The sequence below is a fragment of the Arthrobacter sp. B055-34 genome (assembly GCF_059090425.1).
The window spans coordinates 167,215-189,912 of record NZ_JBNHFQ010000003.1; the positions used below are offsets into that span (position 1 = coordinate 167,215).

The 22,698-nt window shown below is 64.4% G+C and carries 22 protein-coding genes; 12 read left to right on the forward strand and 10 right to left on the reverse strand.

Going from position 1 to position 22,698, the window contains the following annotated elements:
* Nucleotides 1-25: 25 nt before the first annotated feature.
* From AC5RWO_RS06720 to AC5RWO_RS06730, 3 genes are read right to left on the reverse strand one after another with little or no spacing between them, the layout of a single operon-like run.
* Entirely contained in the window at nucleotides 26-1,084 is a 1,059-nt protein-coding gene (locus AC5RWO_RS06720) for a TIGR03842 family LLM class F420-dependent oxidoreductase (RefSeq protein ID WP_498730365.1), read from the reverse strand.
* Between the two features lie 9 nt (nucleotides 1,085-1,093).
* Nucleotides 1,094-2,515: a dihydropyrimidinase gene (gene hydA, locus AC5RWO_RS06725; protein ID WP_498730366.1), complete on the reverse strand. Its 1,422-nt coding sequence runs from the start codon at nucleotides 2,513-2,515 to the stop codon at nucleotides 1,094-1,096.
* Between the two features lie 36 nt (nucleotides 2,516-2,551).
* Nucleotides 2,552-3,400, reverse strand: coding sequence for a nitrilase-related carbon-nitrogen hydrolase (locus AC5RWO_RS06730; RefSeq protein ID WP_498730367.1), 849 nt, complete (start codon nucleotides 3,398-3,400; stop codon nucleotides 2,552-2,554).
* A 277-nt stretch (nucleotides 3,401-3,677) separates the two neighbouring features.
* Here AC5RWO_RS06730 and AC5RWO_RS06735 point away from each other — a divergent pair, with 277 nt between their 5' ends.
* From AC5RWO_RS06735 to AC5RWO_RS06745, 3 genes are read left to right on the forward strand one after another with little or no spacing between them, the layout of a single operon-like run.
* Nucleotides 3,678-4,679 (forward strand): putative F420-0 ABC transporter substrate-binding protein, encoded by a 1,002-nt coding sequence (locus AC5RWO_RS06735; RefSeq protein ID WP_498730369.1) that lies wholly within the window; start codon nucleotides 3,678-3,680, stop codon nucleotides 4,677-4,679.
* A 2-nt stretch (nucleotides 4,680-4,681) separates the two neighbouring features.
* Nucleotides 4,682-5,785, forward strand: coding sequence for a putative F420-0 ABC transporter permease subunit (locus AC5RWO_RS06740; RefSeq protein WP_498730370.1), 1,104 nt, complete (start codon nucleotides 4,682-4,684; stop codon nucleotides 5,783-5,785).
* A complete protein-coding gene (locus tag AC5RWO_RS06745; protein ID WP_498730371.1) occupies nucleotides 5,782-6,651 on the forward strand; it encodes an ABC transporter ATP-binding protein in 870 nt (289 codons plus the stop codon). The genes AC5RWO_RS06740 and AC5RWO_RS06745 overlap by 4 nt, the downstream gene beginning before the upstream one ends.
* Here the strand turns inward: AC5RWO_RS06745 and AC5RWO_RS06750 are convergent.
* Complete coding sequence (locus AC5RWO_RS06750; protein ID WP_498730372.1) at nucleotides 6,576-7,490, reverse strand: coenzyme F420-0:L-glutamate ligase; 915 nt, start codon at nucleotides 7,488-7,490, stop codon at nucleotides 6,576-6,578. The two genes, AC5RWO_RS06745 and AC5RWO_RS06750, sit on opposite strands and share 76 nt — an antisense overlap.
* Nucleotides 7,487-8,491: a TIGR03557 family F420-dependent LLM class oxidoreductase gene (locus tag AC5RWO_RS06755; RefSeq protein WP_498730374.1), complete on the reverse strand. Its 1,005-nt coding sequence runs from the start codon at nucleotides 8,489-8,491 to the stop codon at nucleotides 7,487-7,489. Before AC5RWO_RS06755 ends, AC5RWO_RS06750 begins: the two co-directional genes overlap by 4 nt.
* 116 nt (nucleotides 8,492-8,607) lie before the next feature.
* Here AC5RWO_RS06755 and AC5RWO_RS06760 point away from each other — a divergent pair, with 116 nt between their 5' ends.
* Nucleotides 8,608-9,384: a type 1 glutamine amidotransferase domain-containing protein gene (locus AC5RWO_RS06760; RefSeq protein WP_498730375.1), complete on the forward strand. Its 777-nt coding sequence runs from the start codon at nucleotides 8,608-8,610 to the stop codon at nucleotides 9,382-9,384.
* Nucleotides 9,385-9,438: 54 nt separating this feature from the next.
* Nucleotides 9,439-10,056: a class I SAM-dependent methyltransferase gene (locus AC5RWO_RS06765; RefSeq protein WP_498730377.1), complete on the forward strand. Its 618-nt coding sequence runs from the start codon at nucleotides 9,439-9,441 to the stop codon at nucleotides 10,054-10,056.
* 5 nt (nucleotides 10,057-10,061) lie between these two features.
* Here AC5RWO_RS06765 and AC5RWO_RS06770 read toward each other — a convergent pair whose 3' ends face one another.
* The 3 genes from AC5RWO_RS06770 to AC5RWO_RS06780 form a co-directional block, all read right to left on the reverse strand.
* Nucleotides 10,062-10,295: a zinc-ribbon domain-containing protein gene (locus AC5RWO_RS06770; protein ID WP_498730378.1), complete on the reverse strand. Its 234-nt coding sequence runs from the start codon at nucleotides 10,293-10,295 to the stop codon at nucleotides 10,062-10,064.
* Between the two features lie 103 nt (nucleotides 10,296-10,398).
* The gene (locus AC5RWO_RS06775; RefSeq protein WP_498730380.1) at nucleotides 10,399-10,626 is read right to left on the reverse strand and encodes a hypothetical protein; all 228 of its coding nucleotides are present in this window, start codon (nucleotides 10,624-10,626) and stop codon (nucleotides 10,399-10,401) included.
* Between the two features lie 141 nt (nucleotides 10,627-10,767).
* The gene (locus tag AC5RWO_RS06780; RefSeq protein WP_498730381.1) at nucleotides 10,768-11,463 is read right to left on the reverse strand and encodes a DsbA family oxidoreductase; all 696 of its coding nucleotides are present in this window, start codon (nucleotides 11,461-11,463) and stop codon (nucleotides 10,768-10,770) included.
* Nucleotides 11,464-11,633: 170 nt separating this feature from the next.
* On the opposite strand from AC5RWO_RS06780, the gene AC5RWO_RS06785 reads away from it, so the two are divergent.
* Nucleotides 11,634-12,188, forward strand: coding sequence for a dihydrofolate reductase family protein (locus tag AC5RWO_RS06785; RefSeq protein ID WP_498730383.1), 555 nt, complete (start codon nucleotides 11,634-11,636; stop codon nucleotides 12,186-12,188).
* Nucleotides 12,189-12,240: 52 nt separating this feature from the next.
* On the opposite strand, the gene AC5RWO_RS06790 is transcribed toward AC5RWO_RS06785, so the two are convergent.
* Nucleotides 12,241-12,807 carry an HhH-GPD-type base excision DNA repair protein gene (locus tag AC5RWO_RS06790; RefSeq protein ID WP_498730385.1) on the reverse strand — a complete coding sequence of 189 codons (567 nt, stop codon included), beginning with the start codon at nucleotides 12,805-12,807 and terminating at the stop codon, nucleotides 12,241-12,243.
* Nucleotides 12,808-12,888: 81 nt separating this feature from the next.
* The gene (locus tag AC5RWO_RS06795; RefSeq protein WP_498730387.1) at nucleotides 12,889-14,469 is read right to left on the reverse strand and encodes a helix-turn-helix domain-containing protein; all 1,581 of its coding nucleotides are present in this window, start codon (nucleotides 14,467-14,469) and stop codon (nucleotides 12,889-12,891) included.
* Nucleotides 14,470-14,641: 172 nt separating this feature from the next.
* On the opposite strand from AC5RWO_RS06795, the gene AC5RWO_RS06800 reads away from it, so the two are divergent.
* The 6 genes from AC5RWO_RS06800 (at nucleotide 14,642) to AC5RWO_RS06825 (ending at nucleotide 22,618) form a co-directional block, all read left to right on the forward strand.
* Entirely contained in the window at nucleotides 14,642-16,696 is a 2,055-nt protein-coding gene (locus tag AC5RWO_RS06800) for a hydantoinase/oxoprolinase family protein (RefSeq protein ID WP_498730388.1), read from the forward strand.
* A complete protein-coding gene (locus tag AC5RWO_RS06805; protein WP_498730390.1) occupies nucleotides 16,696-18,702 on the forward strand; it encodes a hydantoinase B/oxoprolinase family protein in 2,007 nt (668 codons plus the stop codon). Before AC5RWO_RS06800 ends, AC5RWO_RS06805 begins: the two co-directional genes overlap by 1 nt.
* Nucleotides 18,703-18,791: 89 nt before the next feature.
* Nucleotides 18,792-20,126: a purine-cytosine permease family protein gene (locus AC5RWO_RS06810; protein WP_498730392.1), complete on the forward strand. Its 1,335-nt coding sequence runs from the start codon at nucleotides 18,792-18,794 to the stop codon at nucleotides 20,124-20,126.
* Nucleotides 20,127-20,292: 166 nt separating this feature from the next.
* Nucleotides 20,293-21,438, forward strand: coding sequence for a GTP-binding protein (locus AC5RWO_RS06815; RefSeq protein WP_498730393.1), 1,146 nt, complete (start codon nucleotides 20,293-20,295; stop codon nucleotides 21,436-21,438).
* Nucleotides 21,435-21,557: a type B 50S ribosomal protein L36 gene (gene ykgO / locus AC5RWO_RS06820; RefSeq protein ID WP_133409460.1), complete on the forward strand. Its 123-nt coding sequence runs from the start codon at nucleotides 21,435-21,437 to the stop codon at nucleotides 21,555-21,557. Before AC5RWO_RS06815 ends, ykgO begins: the two co-directional genes overlap by 4 nt.
* Nucleotides 21,558-21,619: 62 nt before the next feature.
* Nucleotides 21,620-22,618, forward strand: a complete 999-nt coding sequence (locus AC5RWO_RS06825) for a metal ABC transporter solute-binding protein, Zn/Mn family (RefSeq protein ID WP_498730395.1) — start codon at nucleotides 21,620-21,622, stop codon at nucleotides 22,616-22,618.
* The last annotated feature ends 80 nt before the right edge of the window (nucleotides 22,619-22,698 follow it).

The following is a 22,698-nucleotide window of genomic DNA, read 5'->3' on the forward strand; positions in this document are numbered from 1 at the left end:
CGCCGTCGTACTCTGTTTGCCGCCGTTACGTGGAGGCCTGTTGCCGCGTTCGGTCAGGCCGATCCGTTTCGGCCTTGGCCACCACGTGCTCCCGGAGCGCGGGCATGATGGTCTCGCCGTAGACCCGCAAGGTCTCTTCCTTGTTGTCGTGCTGCAGGTAGCCGGCGAACTGGGTGACGCCGAGCGCCTTGAGCTTTTCCAGCTTCTCGATGTGCTGCTCGGCAGTGCCGAGCACGCAGAACCGGTCGACAATCTCGTCCGGGACGAAGGAAGTGTGGGTGTTGCCGGCCCGGCCGTGCTCGTTGTAGTCGTAGCTGTCGCGGCCGGCAATGTAATCGGTCAGGGCCTGCGGCACCGCGGAGTCCGAGCCGTACTTGGCCACGATGTCCGCCACGTGGTTGCCCACCATGCCGCCGAACCAGCGGCACTGGTCGCGCATGTGTTCCCAGTCCTGGCCCACATACATCGGCGCGGCCACGCAGAACTTGACCGCCAGGGGATCCCGTCCGGCGTTGGCCGCAGCCTGGCGCACGGTCTGGATCATCCATTCCGCGATGTCCACATCCGCCAGCTGCAGGATGAAACCATCGCCCACTTCGCCGGCGAGCTTCAGCGCCAGCGGACCGTAGGCGGCAACCCACACCTCCAGCTCGGACCCCGCGCTCCACGGGAACTGCAGGGTGGCCCCGTTGTATTCGACCGGGCGCGAGTTGGCCAGTTCGCGGATCACATGGACGGCCTGGCGCAGCGTCTTCAGGGTGGTCGGCGCACCGTTGATCACCCGCACCGCCGAGTCGCCGCGGCCAATTCCGCACACCGTCCGGTTGCCGTACATCTGGTTCAGGGTGGCGAAGGTGGACGCCGTGACCGTCCAGTCCCGCGTGGCCGGATTGGTGACCATGGGGCCCACCTTGATGGTGCGCGTCTCGGCCAAGATTTGGCTATAGATCACATAGGGCTCCTGCCACAGCAGGTGCGAATCGAAGGTCCAGACGTAGTCGAACCCGTGCTCTTCGGCCTTCTTCGCCAACGCCACGGTCCGGGCAGCCGGCGGGTTGCACTGGAGGACTGTTCCGAATTCCATCGCTCGCTCCTAGATCAGGTACTGGCTGGGAGCACGCCTGAGGTACTGCCCGTGCGTCTTGCTGCCAAGGTACTGGTTGTCGTCGACGATGACGCGGCCGCGGGACAGGACGGTGTCCACGTGGCCGTCGATCTCGAAGCCTTCCCACGCGGAATAGTCCATGTTCATGTGGTGGGTCTTCTCCAACCCGATGGACGTATGCCCTTCCGGGTTGTAAATAACGACGTCGGCATCGGCACCGGGGGTGATGACGCCTTTGCGTCCGTACATCCCGAACATCCGTGCAGGGGTGGTGCTGGTGATTTCCACCCAGCGCTCCAGCGGGATCTTGCCGTCCACCACGCCCTGGTAGATCAGGTTCATCCGGTGCTCCACGCCGCCGATGCCGTTGGGAATCTTGGAGAAATCCCCCACGCCCATGTCCTTCTGCCCCTTCATGCAGAACGGGCAGTGATCCGTGGAGACCATCTGGAGATCGTTGGTGCGCAGCGCCTGCCACATGTGGTCCTGGTGATGCTCGAGCTTGGACCGCAAGGGCGTGGAGCACACCCATTTGGCCCCCTCGAAACCCGGCGCCCCCAGCTGGTCTTCCAGCGAGAGGTACAGGTACTGCGGGCAGGTTTCGCCGAAGACGTTCTGGCCGTTGTTCCGGGCTGCCGCCAGCTGGGCCACGGCCTGCTTGGCGGAGACGTGGACTACGTACAGCGGGGCGCCGGTGAGATTGGCCAGCATGATGGCGCGGTGGGTGGCTTCCTCTTCCATCTGCCACGCCCGGGCCACCCCGTGGTAGTACGGATCGGTTTTGCCCTGGGCCAGCAGTTCGGCCACCATGGCGTCGATGGCCGGCCCGTTCTCGGCGTGCATCATGGTCATCAACCCGGTGTCCGCCCCGACGCGCATCGCCTTGAAGATCTGCGCGTCGTCGCTGTAGAAGACTCCCGGGTATGCCATAAACAGTTTGTAGCTGGAGATGCCCTCGCCGATCAGGCCCTCCATGGCCTTGAGCGAATCGTCGTTCACGTCGCCGATGATCTGGTGGAAGCCGTAGTCGATGGCGCATTGGCCGGACGCCTTGTCGTGCCAGGCGTTCAGCGCGTCCATCACCCGTTCGCCGTACTTTTGGATGGCGAAGTCCACGATCGTCGTCGTGCCTCCCCAGGCCGCAGCACGTGTACCGGTTTCGAAAGTATCGCTCGCTTCGGTGCCGCCGAAGGGCATCTGCATGTGGGTGTGCGCGTCGATCCCGCCGGGGACAACGTATTTGCCGGCGGCGTCCAGCACCGTGTCCACCGAAGACTTCAGGTCATGGCCCAACAGGGTGGAACCGGGGGCCAGTACGGCCGCGATCTTTTCGCCGTCGATCAGCACGTCGGCTTCGTTGCGGCCCGTCGAGCTGACCACGGTCCCGCCGGTAATCAGGGTTGTAGACATCGAGTTTCTCCTGCCAAGTTCTCGGGGCCGGGCGGCTTACGGCGCGACGATCGGCCCATAGGCGTCAGGGCGGCGGTCTCGGTAGAACTGCCAGCTGTTGCGGGCGGTGCGCACCAGGTCCATGTCCAGGTCGCGGATCAGCAGTTCTTCCTCGCTGCCGCTGCCCAGCTCACCCACGTAGTTCCCCTGCGGGTCCACAACGTAGGAGGTGCCGTAGAAGTTCACCGCCTCGTCGCCGAACTCGTTGGCTTCCGATCCCACACGGTTCGGCACCACCACGTAGTAGCCGTTGGCGGCCGCGGCCGTCGGCTGTTCCAGCTCCCACAACCGGTTGGAGAGGCCGGGTTTGGAGGCGTTCGGGTTGAAGACCAGGTGTGCACCGTTGAGGCCGAGTGCCCGCCAGCTTTCCGGGAAGTGCCGGTCGTAGCAGATGTTCAAACCGACCTTGCCCACCGCGGTGTCGAAGATCGGCCAGCCGAGGTTTCCGGGCCGGAAATAGAACTTCTCCCAGAACTTGTCCACATGCGGCAGGTGGTTCTTGCGGTACTTGCCCAAATACGTCCCGTCCGCGTCGATCACCGCGGCGGTGTTGTAGTAAATGCCCGGCTGTTCCTCTTCATAGACCGGAAGGATGATGACCATGTGGTGCTCGGCGGCGAGCTTGGCGAAGCGTTCCGTCAACGGACCCGGCACCGGCTGTGCGAAGTCGTAGTAGTTGCTGTCCTGGACGATGCCGAAATAGGGCCCGTGGAACAGTTCCTGGAAGCAGATCACCTGGGCGCCCTCGGCCGCTGCCTTGCGCACAAAGTCTTCGTGTTTCCTGACCATGGACTCCTCGTCCCCGGTCCAGGTGGTCTGGGTGAGTGCTGCCCTAACCGTTGTCATCGACTGCCTCCGATATGCCTTAAAGACTGGGCTTAACGTCCGTCACGTGCCTGAAACGATAGCCGCACCGTGCTTGGAAAACCATGGTCCGAAGTCCGAAACCTCCAACGGAATTTAAATGGGGCCTATACTCGGTCTCGGACCCACCGGTTGCGTATGACCGGCCCGCACGGCCTGGAATTGGGCCGCCGGTCACCGGCTGTCGCCGGTTCCTTTGAACAACGCGCCGGAGCGCTGGCTGCAACACCACTGCGCCTGGCTGACGAACCGAGGTCCCATGCGCAATCCCGCCTCGTTACGCTCCGTTTTGCCCCTCCTGGCCGCGGCTTCGCTGGTGCTCACCGGGTGCGCCGGCCCCGCACCCGCCGGCTCCATTCCGGCCGGCACCGCCCCGGTTGGCTCCGCTCCGCCGTCGGGCTTTCCATTCACGGTGGATAACTGCGGCACCAAGGTCACCTTCACGGCACCGCCGGAGCGCGCCGTCACGATCAAGTCCACCAGCACGGAGCTGCTGCTCGCCCTCGGTCTGGGCGACAGGATGGTAGGCACGGCCTTCGCCGACGGCCGCGTGCCGGAGCAGTGGCAGCAGGACATCCCCGTGATCTCCGACCAGCTGCCGGCCCAGGAACCGGTGCTGGCGCTGGAGCCGGACTTTGTCTACGCCGGGTGGGAATCCAACTTCTCCGCGGACGGCGCCGGTGAGCGCGAGGCACTGGGCAAGCTCGGCGTCAACACCTACGTCTCGCCCGCGGCGTGCCAGCAGCCGGGCTACCGGCCGGCTCCGCTGACCTTCGAGAACATCTTCGCGGACATCCGGGAGATGGGCCGGATTTTCGACGCCGGCGCCGCGGCCGACCAGCTCGTCGCCGAACAGCGGGAGCAACTCGACGCAATCGAGCCGCACAGCAAGGGACTCTCGGCGCTCTGGTACAGCTCCGGCTCCGACACGCCATTTGTCGGCGGCGGCAGCGGAGCTCCCCAGCTGGTGATGGCGGCGGCGGGCCTGCGGAACGTGGCCGCCGATGTGGACCAGGCCTGGTCCCCGTTGTCCTGGGAAGTTGTCGCCGCGCGGAATCCGGACGTCATTGTGCTGGTGGATTCCAGCTGGGGCAGCACCGAGAAAAAGATCGGCGTGTTGGAGGCGCATCCGGTGATCTCGCAGCTGGACGCGGTCAAGGAAGGCCGGTATCTCGTGGTCCCCTTCGCCGCTTCCGAAGCCGGTGTCCGCAGCGTCGAAACAGTCCAGTCCCTGGTGGACCAGCTGGCGGAACTGGATTAGCCATGAGCCTGCGCGAGCACCCCGGGCACAAGATAACGACGACGGCGCCCGCCACCGCAGCCGGTTCCCGGTCCGGCCAGCGGCCGATCTCCGGGGTGTTGTGGGGCGTGGTCCTGCTGGCCGCGCTCGTCGCCTCGGTGCTGGTCGCTGTCTCGATCGGCCCGGCCAGTCTGTCGCCGCTGCAGGTACTCGGCTCCGTCCTCGGGCATCTGGGCCTCCGTCCGGAGCACTTCGGCGTCGCCGTCGAGCTGACCGCCATTCAGGACGGCATTGTCTGGGAGCTGCGGCTGCCCCGGCTGCTCACGGCTGCGCTGGTCGGAGCCGGCCTGGCCGTCAGCGGCGCGGTCATGCAGGCACTCACCCGTAATCCGCTGGCGGATCCCTACCTGCTGGGTCTGAGTTCTGGCGCGTCACTGGGCGCCGTCGCGGTCCTCCTGCTGGGCGCCGCCGTACTGCTGCCGGTGGCCGCGTTCGCCGGGGCGATGGCCGCGATGGCCCTCACCCTGGGGCTGGCTTCGGCACTGGGCGTCATCACCCCCACCCGCACGGTTCTGGCCGGGCTGGCGGTCTCCGCGCTGGCTTCCGCGCTGGCCTCGTTCATCATTTTCTTCTCCGCGCAGGGCGATTCCTACCGCGAAGTACTCAGCTGGATGATGGGCTCGCTGTCGGCCGCAACCTGGAGCTCCGTGGCGATCACCGGCGTCGCCTTCGCCATGGCGGGGACGCCGGTGCTGCTGTCCGGCCGGATCCTTGACGGCTTCGCGTTCGGCGACACAGCAGCAGCGGCCCTCGGACTTAACGTGACCGCCATCCGCTGGCTCCTGCTGGGCGGAACGGCCGTGCTCACCGGGGCGATGGTCTCGGTCAGCGGTTCCATCGGCTTCGTCGGCCTGATCCTGCCGCACGCTGTCCGGCTGCTGACGGGCGCACGGCACCGTGCGCTGCTTCCGCTCTCCGCCCTCGCCGGAGCCCTGTTCATGGTCTGGGCAGACACCTTGGCCAGGACGCTGTTCGATCCGCGCGAAATCCCGGTCGGCATCATTACCGCCTTGCTCGGAGCGCCGGTCTTCATCATCATGCTCTGGCGCTGGAGGAACACCTCATGAATCCGACAACAAGCCCTGCCCAGCCCCTGACCTCAAACGGGCGTTCCGGCTGCCCGGCCACGCCTGTTTCTCCCGCCGCGCCGCCCGGCGTTTCGCTGCAAGGACTGGGCCTTGGCTATCGGGCAGGCGGCAAGCTCATTCTCGACGGTATGGACTGCCACGTCCCGGCAGGCGCCGTGACCGGGCTGCTGGGCCCCAACGGCGCGGGAAAATCGAGCCTGCTGCAGCTGCTGGGCGCCGTCGCCGTGCCGCATACCGGTTCCGTCCAGCTGAACGGTTCCAACCTCCATGCCCTGCGTCGCAAGGAGCGCGCCCGCCAACTGGCCTTCGTGGAGCAAAGTGCAGACACGGACCTGCCGCTGACCGTGCTGGATGTAGTGCTGCTGGGCCGGCTCCCTTACCGTTCCCTGCTGGCAGGAACCAGCGACGAGGATCTGGGCGTTGCCCGGCGCAGCCTCACCGCCGTGGGCCTCGACGGCTTCACGCAACGTCAGTACGGCACCTTGTCCGGCGGCGAGCGCCAGCGGGTCCAGCTGGCCAAAGCCCTCGCCCAGGAACCGGAAGTCCTGCTGCTCGATGAGCCGACTAACCACTTGGACATCAACGCCCAGCTGGCCGCCATGGAGCTGGTCCGGAACCTGACGGCCGACGGAGTGGCGGTCCTGGCGGCGCTGCACGACATCAACATCGCCGCCGCCTACTGCGACCAGGTGATCGTCCTGCAGGAGGGCAAAGTTGCAGCGGCCGGTCCCACAAACGAGGTCCTGACGCCGGACCTGATCCGCCGGGTCTACGAGGTGGACGCCGTGGTGCTGGAACACCCGCTCACGGGCAGGCCGCTGGTGGCCTTCAGTCCTGCTTCATAGCCCTGCCGGTAGCCTTCCCGCCGGCCGGCGTCGAACCCCTCGCGGCGGCCGGTTTCGAGGCCTTCCTGCCGGCCCGCCGCCATGGCTTCCGCGGTGCCCAGCCGGAACATGTCCTGTTCAGCGGGCCGGATCAACGCGGCCGCACCCTCGTGGCCAAGGCAGGCGCCGCCGCCGTCGTCGTTATTTGGAGCCGAAACCAGGCTGCCCAACCCGCGCACGATGGCGACCGGGCAGCCGCTGGTCTTGCCTTTGACCAGGTCCGCCGCCGCAGCGATCTCGTCCGCCACGGCGGTGACCGTGGCGCTCAACCGGCGGCCGGCGCTGTCCACCGAACCACGCAGATCGGCCAGCGGGGCCAGCCCGGAAACCCCGATCGCCACGTCCGTCTGCCCGTTCCGCCAGGGCCTGCCGAGGGTATCCGTGATGACGACGGCGACGTTCACGCCGCAGCGCCGGTGCAGTTCGGCGCGGAGCCGGTGCGCCGAACCGTCCGGATCAACGGGCAGCAGGAGGACGGTCCCCTCGGGCGTATTGCTGGCGTCCACCCCGGCCGCGGCGGAGACTATGCCCAGCCGGTTCTCCACGATCCGGGTCACGCCGTTCGAATGGGCGCGCGTGGCGACAACCCGCACCGTTTCCGCCGTAATCGCCTCCTCGCGGTCCGCCGCCGGTCGCATGCGCCCCTCGGCCTTGGACAGGATTTTGGAGGTGACCGCAAGGATGTCCCCGTCCTGCAGTTCCCCACCGGCGGCGCCCTGGATGATGGCCGCCAGATCGTCACCGGCAGCGATTTCGCCGATGCCCTCGACGGCGAAGACGGACAGCGCGCGCAGGCTCATCGGGCCAGCGCCGGGAGGACTTTTTCGCCGAACACGTCGATCCACTCGCGCTGGTTGCGGCCCACGTTATGCAGGTAGATCCGGTCGAACCCCAGGTCCGCGAACTTCTGGATGTACGCGCGGTGCACGTCCGGATCCTCGGAGATGACCAGCCGGCCCTCGAAGTCTTCCGGCCGGACCAGCTTGGCCATCTGCTCCAGTTCGAACGGCGACCGGATGTCCCCCTTGGGGAACTTCATGCCGCCGTTGGGCCACTCGGTCATGGCGTTGGACAGCGCTTCCTCGTAGGTCGGCGCCCAGCTCAGATGCAACTGGAGCACCTTGGGCATACGGGACGGATCCTTGCCCGCTTCCTTCGCGCCGGAGTCGAACCGGTCGAAGAGCATCGCCACCTTATCCAGCGGCGCCCCCACGGTAATCAGGCCGCCGGCATGCTTGCCCGCGCGCTTGGCCGTGACCGGGCCCGCGGTGGCCACCAGGATTTCCGGCGGCACCTCGGGCATGGTCCACAACCGGGTGGACTCCATCCTGTAATAGGCGCCGTTGTGCCGAATATCCTTGCCCGCCAGCGAGTTGGTGAAGAGCTTGTTGATGATCTCGATCGCCTCGAACATCCGGTTGATGCGCTCCGGCGGCTCCGGCCAGTACTGCCCGGTGATGTGCTCGTTCAGCGCCTCCCCCGACCCCAGCCCCAGCCAGTGCCGGCCGGGATACATCGCGGCCAGCGTCGCCGAGGCCTGCGCCACCATCGCCGGATGCCAGCGGAAAGTCGGGCAGGTGACGCCGGGGCCGATATCCCCCTTGGTCCGCTCCCCCAGCGCGGAAAGCACGTTCCAGACAAAGGCCGATTCACCCTGTGCAGGCACCCACGGCTGAAAGTGGTCCGCCGCCATCACGCCGGAGAAGCCCTTCTGCTCGGCATACTCGGAGAGCTCAACTGCCTCGCGGGGGTGGAACTGCTCGAGCATCGCAGCGTAACCGATTGTCAGGGACGTAGTCATGAACGAATACTTCCACCGGAACGTTTGGGAAAACAAGAGTGCCGGTTCAGCACCTGTTGCCGGCGCCGCCGCTGTGGCACGGTGGAGATATCCATCCCGGCGCAAGGAGCATTAGCATGGCACGGATCCTCATGGTCGTTTCGGCCGCAGACTCGCTCACGATGAAGGACGGCACCGAGCACCCCACCGGCTACTGGGCCGAGGAATTGGTGGTCTCCCACCGCCTGCTGAGCGAGGCCGGCCACACCGTCAACATCGCGACGCCCGGCGGCAGGAAGCCCACAGTGGACGCCGTCAGCCTTACCGCGGAGTCGGCCGGCAGCCAGCAGAAGGCCGAGGACTTCACCGCCTACCTGGCGGAGATCGACGCCGAGCTTTCGCACCCCTTTGTGCTCGCCGAGGTCGAGGCCTCCTACTTCAACGCGATTGTGCTGCCCGGCGGCCACGGCCCCATGGCCGACCTCGCCACGGACTCGGACCTTGGCCGGCTGCTGGCCGAGGCTGACCGCGAGGAAATCATCATCGCCCCGTTCTGCCACGGCCCGGCCGGACTGCTCAGCGCGAGGAACGACGACGGCGAATTCGCCTTTGCGGGCAGGCGTCTGACCGTTTTCACGGACGAGGAGGAACTCGGCGGCGGCACCGGCGACAACACACCCTGGCTGGTGGAATCGACGCTGCGGGCCAACGGCGCGATTGTCCAGGCGGGTCCCGCGTGGGCCAGCAACGTGGTCCTCGACGGCAACCTCATTAGCGGGCAGAACCCGCAGTCCAGCGAGGCCGTGGCTAAGGAAGTCCTCGCCGCGCTCGGTCCCGCTCCGGCAGGGGCGCAGGACGATGAAGCCGAAAATGATGCGGACCGGGACGAAGATGTTCGCGACGATGACTACTGAGCGGCGCACGGCTGCCGGGCGCAAGGCGGATGCCGCACGGGAGGCAGGTACACCTTGGGATTGAAAAGCGCGTTCTTTGCCGCACGCTACGACTCCGCGACGCGCTTCGCCGAGACCCAGGTCCTCGGTCAGCGCCGGGCGGCACTGCTGTCCGGCCTGCAGGGCAGGGTGATCGACGTCGGTGCTGGAACCGGCGCGAACCTGCCGTATTTCCCGCCGTCGTGCACTGTTGTTGCGGTGGAACCGGACGCGGACATGCGCAAGCGGTTGGAAGCAAAGCTCGGCACCGCGAGGGCTGACGTGACGATCGACGACGGCGGAGCGGGCCAGCTGCCGGTCGCGGATTCCAGCGTTGATGCCGTCGTCTACACGCTGGTGCTCTGCACGGTGCCGGACCAGGCATCCGCCCTGGCCGAGGCACGGCGAGTGCTCAAGCCCGGCGGGAAACTGCTGTTCCTCGAACATGTCCGCGGGTTCGGCGCCCATGCCAAGGTCCAGGATCTGGTCCGCCCGGTCTGGCGCTTCGTCGCGCAGGGCTGCAATCCCAACCGCGACACCGTTGGAGCCATGGCTGCCGCCGGCTTTACCGTGAAGCTGGACGAAGAGTTCTTCATCGGGCCGAAATGGCAGCCGCTCAACCCGCTTGTGATGGGTACCGGCACCGCGAAATAACGCTGCTACCCATGCAGGAGTGCGTCCTTTTGCTGCCGGGAGATCTCGTTCTGGCGCCCGCAGTTGAGGCATTCCGAGTAATAGCGACGGCTGGTGGTGAAAATGGGGACGAAGAAGATGGAGAACTTACCGGCTTCCTCGATGAGGCGCTGCGGCCCGTGCACGCCGCAGAACGGGCACGTGCCCGGCCGGGTGGCCAACACGCGCGGCCTCCGGCTGAAGCCGAACAGGATCAGCATGGCAACTCCTCAGGCTTTGGCAATTTGGGAAGGAGCCGGCCCGACACCCCCAACTATCGTGCGGTGTGCCGGGCCGGAGCTTATTTAGATGGTGGCTGTTTGGTCAGCGGCCGAAGCCGCCGAGCTTGTCTCCGAAGCCGCCGAGCTTTTCGCCCAGCCCGCCGGGGAGTTTGCTCAAGAGGGCATTAACATCGATCCCGAGGTTCGAGAGCAGTCCGGAATCGCGTTCGGTGTCTACCTGGTCAGGCAGGTCCTTCTGCGCCTGCTCGGCCTTACCTGTGTCGCCCGTAGACCGGAGGAGGTCGAGGATCTGCTGCTTGTCGATCTGCATGTGTACCCGCTTTCCTGATTGTCCTGCTGTGAGGCTGTCTGCGCCAATCCATCAGCACACTTACCACTCTGCCAAGCTCAGCACCGCCCCACAACCCCGCGGGCCGTTTTCAATCCGTTATGCGAGCGATCGGCGGTGCGGCTATCCGACGCCGGCGGCAATCGCCGCGTGCCGGACCAGCCCGTCGTAAACACCCGGCTCGTCGTCATCGACCACGGGAACTTCGGCGCCGTCCTGGTCTTCCTGGTGCAGCTCCATCCCAGGATTCGCCACATCCGTACCGTCGGCGAGGAAGAAGTGCGGACTGCCCTGGACCTCGTCGCGGTGGGCAAAGTAAGACCGCATCATGGCCCCTCGTGCCCGGCCAGTGTCGAAAGCATCGCGCAGCCTGTCGACGTCGACTTCCCTGCACGCCGTTGCGACGTCGAGAATTTCGTGGCGCATGCTGATGCAGCGGCTGTCCCGCCAAAACGCCAACCGCAGCGCCATGTCGAGTTCCTCGGCCGCCGCGAGCGATTGTTCTTTGGCACCGTGGACCGCTTCGTTGGCCGGCAGGCTGGTCACGGGCCACCCGGAGGGATCGCGCTGCCACTCTTTGAACCCCAGCGCCGGCTCCAGCGCATTGATGGCAGGCTTCTCCGGCTCGATCATCGAGGTCTTGAGGGCAGTGCGGTTGAGGTCCTCGAGCAGGAACAACTGCAGGTCAACATGCAGGCGCCTGGTCAATCCGGCTGCGTCGCGCGCTTCATAGAAGCGGTGCAGCGCCAGCGTGGACCAGCCGCACATGACATCGGTGAAGACAGTAACGGTTCCAGGGGAAACATTTGGCCGCGTCATGCCCTAAGGCTAGCCCAGATCCTAAGGGGACTTACTGAAATGCCTGATTCCGTGCCACCGCTGCGTGCGGCCCGGCCTATTGTCCTTCCCATCCGCCTCCGCTAGCCTGCGACCAGCCAGTTCTACAAACGGTCCGCTCCAAGCAGCCAGCAGCAGAAACGAGAACACTCATGCGGAAAGTAACCTCAGGCCTCTTCCATTCCGTCGACGGCGTCGTCGAATCCCCGGACCAGTGGCAGTTCGACAGTTTCGATGACGAACTCGGCGCGGGCCTGGGCGACTTCATCAACAGCACTTCCACAGTGATTCTGGGCCGGACGACCTACGAGCAGTGGGCCGACTACTGGCCCACTGCCACGGACCCGTTCGGCGACTTCATCAACCCGATCGAGAAGTTTGTTGCCTCCCGGACGCTCAGCGGAAATCTCGAGTGGCAGAACGCCCGGCTAATCGACGGCGGACTGGAAGACTTCGTGCGGGAGCTCAAGAAGGGCGACGGCGACGATATAGCCGTTTGCGGCAGCATCTCTGTTGTGCGCCAACTGCTTTTCGCCGGGCTGCTCGACTCACTGACGCTGATGCAGCATCCGGTCATCGCCGGCAAGGGCAAGCACCTATTCGAACCAGAAGATCCGACAACGCGCCTGTTTCTGCAGGACTCCCAAATCACCAGCAAGGGCAACGTGATCATGAAGTACGGCCTGCTCGGCGAAAATTTGAACTGACGACTGCGCGGACCAGACGGGCCATCAGCTCCGCCGCTTCATCCGGTTACCGCTACTTGTTCTTGGCCTTCTGCTGCTGCTTGTATTCGCGCACTGCGACAAGAGACTCCGGGCCTGTGACGTCGGCGATCGACATCGCGACATCGCTGCGCCCGTAGTCCCCTGCTGCCTCCTGCCAGCCGGAGGCCTCCAGCCCAAACTGCTTGCCCAGCAACGCTAGGAAGATCTTCGCCTTCTGCTCGCCGAATCCGGGCAGCGCCTTCAGCCGCGCAAGCACCTCAGCGCCACTCGGATTTCCGGCCGTCCAGATGCCCGACGCGTCGCCGTCGTAATCCTCAACGATTGTCCGCGCGAGATCCTGCACCCGGCCGGCCATGGACTTAGGGAAGCGGTGGACCGCGGGCTTCTGCCGGAATACTTCGAGGAACTCTTCAGGATCCAGCTGTGCGACCTGCTGCGCATCCAACCCGCCGAGACGGTCGGCCATTTTTGCCGGACCGCTGAAGGCTACTTCCATCGGGATCTGTTGATCGAGCAGCATTCCTGTCAGCAGGGCGAACGGATTCGCGTTCAGCAGATCATCAGCAACCGGATCTCCGGACAGATAAAGATCGGTCATGGTCAGGGCTCCCCTCGGAAACTGTCATTGGCTATCCCCCAAGCTACACCGCGGGCGCTTTTCGAACGCCCAGCGCCTCCCTCACACCAGGTCGGTCTCTTCCAGCGCGAGGATGTCCTCGTGATAGACCAAGTAAAGATTCGCGATGACCCGCGAGCTGAAGAGCGGACCTCCAACAAGGTTCTCGGCTTTTTTCAACCGGTACCGGACGGTGTTCGGGTGGACAAAGAGCACATTGGCAACCTGCGCTATGTCCAGGTTCCGGGCCAGGTACCACAGGACCGTCTGCCTAAGCTCCTTGTCCCGGTCAAGCCCCTGGGCGAACTTACCCAGCTTGTCCGAGTCCTGCGGAGACTGCCGTCTGGCCAGCAACCACGTCACTGGGTCCACCTCGTCCAACCGTACGATCCACCGGCCGCCGGATCCGTTCGCCCCGGCCGCTCTCGCCCTCCGGCCAGCGATTCCGGCGGCCGTTTCGGCCTCCCGGAAGGCGTCCGGTGTGGTGGCGAGATCCGAAAAGGGCTCGGAAAGCCCGATGAACACATCCTCCGCCAAACCCAGCCAAGCCTCGAGAGCTGCGGTGTCAGAAACCAATGCGTGGAATCCCGGCGGGCTCTCCGGCGTCCGACCGTTTTCCGCCAGCAGCAGACCCAAGCCGCTGACCGAAGCCCTTTGCAGGAGTCTTTCCACCAGCGGAGCGGGAATCGGCTCCTGCTCCAGATTTGCTGCCGCGACGGCACGAACCCGCTCATAGGGCACAAAACGAAACGGGCGCATCCGTTCCCAGTGCCGGTATTCCCTTGCCACCGGAATGCCGTCCTGCAGCATACTGAGCAACTGGGCGTTTTCATGGCGTTCCTTCGAAACGGAGAACTGGCTGATGCCGTTGATCGCGCCGAGCAGGCGCTGGGTTGTCTCCAGCAGCATCTCGCCCAGTTCTTCGATCACGCCGGTGTTCCTGCTCGCGACCGCGAGCCAGTAGCCGTTACCACGCAGCACCAGCGGGCGGGCCATGACCTCCCAGCGGCCAATGGACATCCGGTCCGACACCTGCTTTCGATCCCGCAGTTCGTTCCAGATCAGATGAGACGGGCCTTCGCCCGTTGATTCAACAATCCGGCCGGAGTCCTCATACAACACCGCGGTTCCGCGGCAGACCGAACCGAGCCTGGCGATCAGCGCCTGGACAGGGTTCTCGGCGGAGACACTTTGCAGCAGGTCATTCGTCAGCCGCATGGCACGCTTGAGGACATAGGAGTCCGGCGAAAGTTTGGACTGGTTGATGAAATTCTCGATGTGGTGGAAGGGCACTTCCGCCGCAACCGTGTATAGCGGGAAATTCGCTCGTTTACACGCAGCGGTGAGCGTGCGGGGAACGTCCTGGAAGTACACTCCCACCCCGAAAAACAGCGCCACTACCTTGGCCGTCTTCAATTCCGCAACCAGCTTATCGGCCAGCCCTGAATCGCTCTCGGCTCCGACGAAGCGCAGTCCCGTGGTCAGCATGACGGTTTCGGGTTCAAGCCATTTCGCCGGGTCGTGGATCTCGCTGGTATGTGCCCCAATAACGACGGCGTTCGGGTCCCCCGGCACAACCGCATGCAACCCCAAATCGTCCTCCGCGACGACATCGGAGAGTGAAAGTGCAGGCCTTGCGTCCATCGAATGCTTCCTTGAAAGTTTGCCGTTGGTGCCGGATAAAAGGCGCTGGCGCGGTCATTGTAAAAACTACAATCGTGCTTTCAATGGTATTTCAATTCCTCTAGTGACAGAGAGCTGGGTCACACTGGATCGTAGTGGCTACGCAAAACCACTTCCTTGGAGGAATCACAAGATGGCTAATGTCCGAGTCGCCGTCGACGTTGGTGGGACGTTCACCGACGTCTGCATCTTCGACGAAGAAACACAACGCATGCGGGTCACGAAGGTCCCTTCCACGCCTGCGGATCCGATGCTGGCCGTCATGAACGGCGTCAAACGTGCCGAGATCAATCTGGCAGACGTCTCGCTCTTCTCGCACGGGACCACCGTTGCCACGAATGCGCTCATTACGCGCAACTTCCCGACAGCTGCCATGGTTACTACGCGGGGTTTCCGCGACGTGATTGAAATCCGCGACGGCACCAAGGACGACCTGTGGGACGCCTACAACGACGTTACCGGCCCCTATATCCGCCGGCGGGACCGCTTCGAGGTCACCGAGCGGGTGGATTATGCCGGCAACATCGTCACGCCTCTGGATGAAGACGATGCCCGCCGCCTTGCCGCCCTGCTGCGCAAGCGTGGCGTCACTACCATTGCAGTCTGCTTCATCAACTCGTATGCCAACGCCGAGAACGAAGTGCGCATGCGGAAAATCCTGGAGGAGGAACTCCCCGACGCAACGGTCTCAACGTCAGCCGAGATCCTGCCGGAGATTTTCGAGCACGACCGCTTCAATACCGCCGTCTCCAATGCGGTGCTCGCCCCGCTGGTTTCCGGCTATGTCAACCGGTTGGCGGATGAGCTCAAGGGCGGCGGCTACACGGGAGACCTGCTACTGCTGCACTCCGGTGGCGGATCGATGACGCCGCGGATGGTGAAGCGCTATCCGGTACGGCTCGCCGCTTCAGGTATCGCCGCAGGGGCCATTGCGGCCAAGCACGTTGCACAGCAGTGCGGTTACGAGAATGCCGTCGGCCTCGACATGGGCGGTACGTCGACGGACATTGCGCTGGTATCCGGTGGCGAGCTGCGCATTACCAAGGAATGGCAGGTCGAATACGGCCATCCCATCGTCTTCCCCAGCATCGAAGTGCTGACCATCGGAGCCGGCGGCGGCTCCCTGGCTCACATTGACATCGCAGGTTCCCTCCGGAACGGACCGCAGTCGGCCGGCGCCGATCCGGGGCCCGCCTGCTACAACACCGGTGGCGACCAGCCGACCAACTGCGATGCGAACGTGGTGCTGAACCGCCTAGGCACAACCTTGGCCGGCGGCGCCAAGAACCTGGACCGCGGCCTCGCCCAGGACGCCGTCAACCGCGTCATCGCCGGTCCGCTCGGTATGAGTCATGAAGAGGCTGCGCACGCAATTCTGCAGGTCGCCAATGCCAACATGGCCGACGCGGTCCGTCTCATTTCCATCCGCCGCGGCTACGATCCGAGAGACTTTGCGCTCATTGCCTTCGGCGGAGCCGGTGCCCTGCATGGGGCAGAGGTGGCCCGCGAACTGAACATCCCCACCGTCGTCGTACCTCCGAACCCCGGTGTTACCTCGGCCATGGGCTGCCTGCTGGTAGACATCCGCCACGACCTGTCCGCTATGTATACGGCGCTGGCTTCCGAAGCCGACCCAGAGGATCTAGAAGCACAGTTCCTGAACCTCGAAACCGAGGCCACCGCACGGTTGCGTCATGAAGGCGTCGATGAGGAAGACTCTGTGCTGCAGCGGGTCATCTCGATGCGTTACCAAGGCCAGTGGCGTTCGCTCGCCGTTCCCATGGGCTCCGGCCATGGCGCCCTCAAGGAAGCCATCCAGACTTTCCACCAGGAGCACGAACGGGAGTTCGCCTTCCGCCAGGACAACCAACCTGTGGAAATTTACCAGCTGCAACTGTCGGCCATCGGCAAGACCCCGAAGCCTTCGTTTGCTCCGGAGAAAAAACTCCTGGCCGATCCCGGCAAACCGGAATCCGTGCGCCCGGTCTACTTCGGTTCGGACGGCTGGGTACAGACGCCCGTCTTCGACCGTTCCTCCCTGCCCGCTGGCGCCACGTTCATCGGGCCCGCCATCATCGATCAACTCGACTCCACCACGGTAGTCCCGCCGCGGACAACCGCGGAGATCGATGAGTGGCTGAACATCCGCATCCACCTGACCGAATTCAAGAACGAGGAGGCCAAGTAATGACTGACACGATACTGGCACCCGACACCCATTCCGCGCATTCCGCAGCCCGCCTGGCTTCAGGGCTGGACCCCGTCACCTTCGAAGTCCTCAAGAACGCCTTCGCCACCAGTGTGGACCTGATGAGCGAGCAGATACTGCGCACCTGCTACTCCTTTGTCATCTACTCGCGCGACTTTTCCTCCGCGCTCTGCGATGCCAACGGCAACACCGTGATGCAGGGCAGCGGGGACATCGCCGTCCATGTGGGGACGCTGCATTTCCAGTGCAAGGCCATCCTCGAAGAGTTCGGTACGAATATCCACCCGGGCGATGTCTTCGCCATCAACGACCCTTACCGCGGCGGCACCCACTTCAATGACGTTAGCTTCATCAGACCGGTCTTCTCGGAAGGCGAAGTGATTGCCTTCGCCCAGAACAAGGGCCACTGGGCCGACATCGGCGGAAACGTCCCCGGATCGTTCGACGTCAACGCGAAGGAACATTTCGGCGAGGGGCTGCGCATCACGCCGGTCCGCATCTGGAGTAAAGGCACCTTCCTGCACGACGTGGCCCAACTGCTGGTCTCCAACACCAGGGCGCCGCAGCAGGCCATGGGCGATCTCCACGCCCAGTCCGAAGCCACCGCGGTCTGCGAGCGCGAGGTACTGCGCCTGGTGGACAAGTACTCCAAAGACACGGTGGTGGCGGCCATGCAGGAGACGCAGGACTACGTGGAACGGATTGTCCGCCGGCGGCTCGAGACCCTGCCGCAGGGCCAATGGGAAACCGTGGACTACATCGATTTCGACCCGGGCAAGGGCGAAGGCCTCGTGCCGATCCACATCAAACTGACACTCGACGGCAAGGGCATCCACTACGATCTGACCGGATCCGCCCCGGCGGTGGAAACGTTCCTCAATTCCGGCTACGGCACTACGCACTCCGCCATCTATGCGGGAACCAAAACCTTCTTCCCGGATGTACCGCTCAATTCCGGCTTCTACGCCGCCGTGGACGCGGAGATCGGGCCGGAGGGAACAGTGGTCAACGCCGGTTGGCCCTACGCCGTCACCGGTTTCTGTTCCGGCCCGTATGAAAAACTCATGAACGGCATCTTCGAACTGTGGTCCCGGATTATGCCCGAACGTGCCATGGCGTGCGCCTTCAATCTCGAGTATCTGCTGGTTGGCGGACGGGACAACCGCACCTCCGACGACCCATACTTCATGTGGTACGACTGGATGGCCGGCGGCTGGGGCGGCAGGGCCAGCAAGGACGGCGCGAGCGCCACCGCGCCCGTGTTCGGCCCGGGCCTGGCTGTGCAACCTGTGGAAGGCCAGGAACGCCTCTCCCCAGTCCTCACCACCGCTCACCAGATCGCCGTGGATTCCGGTGGGCCCGGACGCTTCCGGGGCGGGCTCGGCATCGAGAAGGGCGGCATCCTCACCGATGCCACCAGTACCGTGATGAGCTACTGCTGCGACCGCGCCCGTTCCATCACCTGGGGTATCGAAGGCGGCCTGCCCTCCATTCCCCATGGCGTCTGGCTCAACAAGGGCACGGCGGATGAACGTTTCCTCGGCTCCAATTTCTCCTCGGTGCCTATCCAATCCGGCGACTCGTTCACCCGGCCGTCCGCTGGTGGCGGCGGCTACGGCGACCCGCTGGAGCGGCCATATGCTGAGGTCCTTGAGGATGTCATCGACGGCTACGTTTCCATCGAGCGCGCGGCGGCGGACTACGGCGTCGTCGTCCATGAGATCGACGCCGAACTGGACCAGTTCGAGATCGATGAAGCAGCCAGCGATAAGCTCCGCACCGACATCCGCAGCCACCGCTTTGGATGGTTGACCGAAGACGCCGCCGATATCGCCGAAAAATACCAGAGCGGCGAACTGCACATGCTCGACGTAATCCGACGCTACGGTGTCATTCTCGACTGGGGAACCGGCGAACTTTACCCCACCACAACAGAGCAGTACCGCGAACTGATGGGCCGGCGCTCCTCCGCCCACTGGCACTAACCATCCGGCCGAAAGGCCACAATCCATCCTCACCGCATGGCGTCAGGGACGTCTGTTCCTGACGCCATGCCCGCTTACGGGAGACAACCGTGTCATCAACCGAAGCACTACCTCAGGAAACCAGCAATTCGATGCGCATGAGCCGCGGCTCACTGACCATGGCCTGGTACGGGCTGGTCAGCGCAATGTTCTTCGTCTACATCGGCGCCGCCCTTGCCCAGGCCTACGGGACCCGGGACGCCTTGATCGGCTTGGGCCTGACCATCCTCAGCTACGGCCTCATCAATCGCGTCCTGGCCGGCTACGCAGTGCGCAACGGCCTGACCGTCGCACAGTTCTCCCGAAGCCTCCTCGGCCGTACGGGCGCACTGCTGGCCACGATCATCTTTGCCGCCACGGCGATCTACTACGCCGTCTTCGAAGGCGCAATCCTCGCATTCGCGTTCCAGGCACAATTCGGCGGACCAATGGCGCTCTGGTACGCCGTCGTCGTCCTCTACACCCTGCCCCTGGTAGCGGGTGGGATCCACCGCTGGCTGGACAAGATCAACGGCTGGCTCCTGCCCGTTTACTGGGGCGGCCTCATTACCGCAGTCATCTGGGCCGGAACCGCCCATGGTTTCTCCGACAACTGGCTCACCCACTCGGTGCCTGCACTCGGTTTCGCCGACGGTGGACCGGGCTGGCTCGGCACCTTCGCCGCCTTCATGGGTGTCTGGATCCTGATGATGTACACCATGGACTTCGCCGCGCTGGGCAAACCGCAGGACGAGAAGTTCCACAAGACGTACACCTTCGGCTGGCTGTTCTACGCGCTGGCCTTCGGCGCTAACGCACTGATCGGGATCTTCCTGACCTTCACCATTCCGGGATTGGAAGCCACCGAAACCGGTGTAGCCGGCGGCCTGGTCTCCCTCATGGGCTTGTTCGGCCTGCTGGTGGTCTTTGTTTCGCAAACGCGAATCAACACCGCGAACTATGCCCTGGGCATCTCAAACCTGCGGGAGTTCGGCGAGCGCGCCTTCAATGTGAAGCTGCCAGCGATCGTCTGGAATCTCCTCGGCGCGGTCATCATCTTCCTGCTGATGCTGCTGCCCGTGGTCCAGTACCTCCTGGTGGCTCTGTCCTGGCAGGGTGCACTGGTTACCGGGTGGGTCGCGATCGCCCTGACGCACATTGCGCTGCACCGGCGCTCCGGCAGACCCGCTGAATCTGGCCACCTGCCCGACAGCTCGTTCCCGAAGATGAACACCGCAGGCGTCACCGCATGGTGTGTTTCGGCAGCCATCGGCATCGGCCTGATCCAGTCCGGATTCGCTTGGGGATCAACCGCGGGAACGCTGCTCACACCACTGCTGGCCGCCGCCATTTATGCCGGCCTGCTGCTGGCAAGCCGCACCAGGACGCTGCAGCCACAGGCCTAACCCTTCAATCAGGCAGGTCGCTGAGGACGGTCGGCATAGTTGGTACACCAGCTACGCCGGCCGTTTTCCTATGTCCTGCTAGCGGTCTTCAGAGCTGGCCATCGGTCGCAGTTGAAAATTCCCCATTTTGTCGTAATGAGAATCATTCTCATGTATGCTGGCTGGCATGCACATCACACTCGTCAGTTCTTTGGACGCATTGTGCCGCGCCCCGGCACTCGATCACCTCTCCGGCGGCAAGGTGAATACCGCCGTCGTCATCCATGACCTGCTGGAAAACGGCACCGTGGTGCGGCAGGTTCTCCATGACGGCCGACTGCTGGAGCGGCATGAAAACCTGCTGGAGCACGGCTGCCTCAGCTGCACCGTCAGATTGGACGTGGCACCGACGGTGGAGCGCCTGCTTGCCGACGGCTACGAGCACATCATTATGGGGCTGCCGCCCACGATGGCGGCGTCCATGGCGGTCCACGGAATCACGCAGGGGGTGAAGAGTCCCTTTACCATCGGGGCAGTCGTCCTGGCGTGCGATCCTTCGTCCCTGGAAGATCAGATGTGGGACCGGCACACACTCTTTGGCTCCGGCTACACCGCGGCCCGCAAGGAGGAACGAACCGCGGGCGAATTCCACCTGGAGGAACTGAGCTTCAGCGACACGGTCTTCCTGGCCGGCCCTTTCCCCGCCAGCGCAGGGAACCACCGAGGCAGAGGCTTGTTGCTGCTCCGCGAACTCGCGCCGCACTCCACCCTGATCGAAGCAGGATCAACTCGCTCCCCGGCTCGCCACGATGCCGCCGAGGCCCGGGCGCGGTCCGTGCCGGGTACGGTGCGGATTCCGGCTGCGGACACTTCCACCCTGTTCACTACCGTTCTGCACCGGGTTCGCAGGCCGCTGCATCCCGGGCGCTTCCGGCAAGCTCTACCCCAACTGGCCGAAGGGTGCGTCTGGTTGCGTGGGCGTCTGTGGATGGCTTCGGCGCCAACCTGCAGGATCGCGATCCAAGGCATCGGTCCGCGTGTATTGCTCGAGAACACCGGCCCCTGGGCGGCGGATCTGCCCGATGCCGCCAGCAACCACCCGGCCGGAAGCACGGACGCCGTCCTGGACTGGAATCCCGAATCCGGTGACAGGGCGACGGTCATAGCCGTCACCGGCGAAGACATCCGGCCAGGCGAAATCCAAGAACTTCTCGATGGCTGCGCGCTGACGCCAGCCGAAACCGCCCAGCATTCCGGCGGGTTTCCGGACCCCTTCGGGCTGGATACCAGCGAATCCACAGAAGCAGCAGAAATGGAGCCAAGAAGAAAATGAAAGTGCGTAACTCCCTTCGGGCGTTGAAGAAGATACCCGGTGCGCAGGTTGTCCGCCGACGCGGCCGCACGTTCGTCATTAACAAGAAGAACCCGCGGATGAAAGCCCGCCAGGGCTGAAGCATCAGCCGGTCCAGCACTCCCCAGACAACAGGCAGTCCCAACCACCGAGGTAAATAGGTATGCACTCCAAACTCCGCCGATCGGCACTAGCCGGAACGGCAGTCCTGGCCGTCGCCCTGACGTCTTGCGCCGGATCCCAATCCGAAGCGGGTACCCAGGCGACCGCAGCATCCAGTGACAAGATCAGCATCGTCACATCCACGAACACCTACAGCGACATCGCGGAAGCCGTCGGCGGCGGGAACGTGTCGGCCACGGCGATCATCGACAGCATTACCCAGGACCCGCACTCCTACGAGGGCACAGCCAGGGACCGTCTTGCTTTGACCGAGGCTGATCTGGTTATCCGCAACGGGGGTGGCTTCGACCCGTTCATGGAACAGCTCGCAGGAGACGCGGAAGCCGCACCGGTGATCGATGCATTCGAAGTCTCGGGACTTGATGCCGCCGATGGAGACGAGGCGCAGGCACACGAAGCCCACGACGATGAGCCGGCTGACGAACATGCCGACGAGCACGATCACAGCCACGGCGCGGTCAACGAGCACGTCTGGTATTCGCTCCCGGCCATGGCCGGGATCGCCGATGAGATTGCCGAGCAGCTGGCCAAGTTGGATCCCGAGAATGCTGCCACCTACGAGTCCAACGCGGCGGTGTTCACCGATGATCTGGCAACCCTTGAAGGTCGCGTTGCGGATCTGCGGGAGAAACATGAGGGCAGTGCCCTCGCCGCCACCGCGCCGCTGGCCGAGCATCTGCTCACCGACGTCGGGCTTGTCGATAAGACGCCGGAGGGGTTCATTGCAGCGATCGAAGCCGGGAACGACGCTCCCCCGGCCGAACTCAAGGAAGCGCAGGACCTCCTGACCTCAGGAAACGTCGTCCTGCTGGCTTACAACAGCCAGGTGGAAGGTCCACAGTCAGAGAGCCTGAAGTCCATGGCCAAAGAGACGGGTGTGCCGGTAGTCGACTTCACCGAAACGCTTCCCGAGGATGTCTCCTACGTGGAGTGGATGAGCGGCAACATCGACAAGCTCGATGCAGCACTGGACTCCTGAAAACAGCATTACTCCTGCCGAGGGCAATAGTCACACTGGACGTTTGCCCTCGGCAGGCCCCGCTGGAAGGCAGCTGCTGC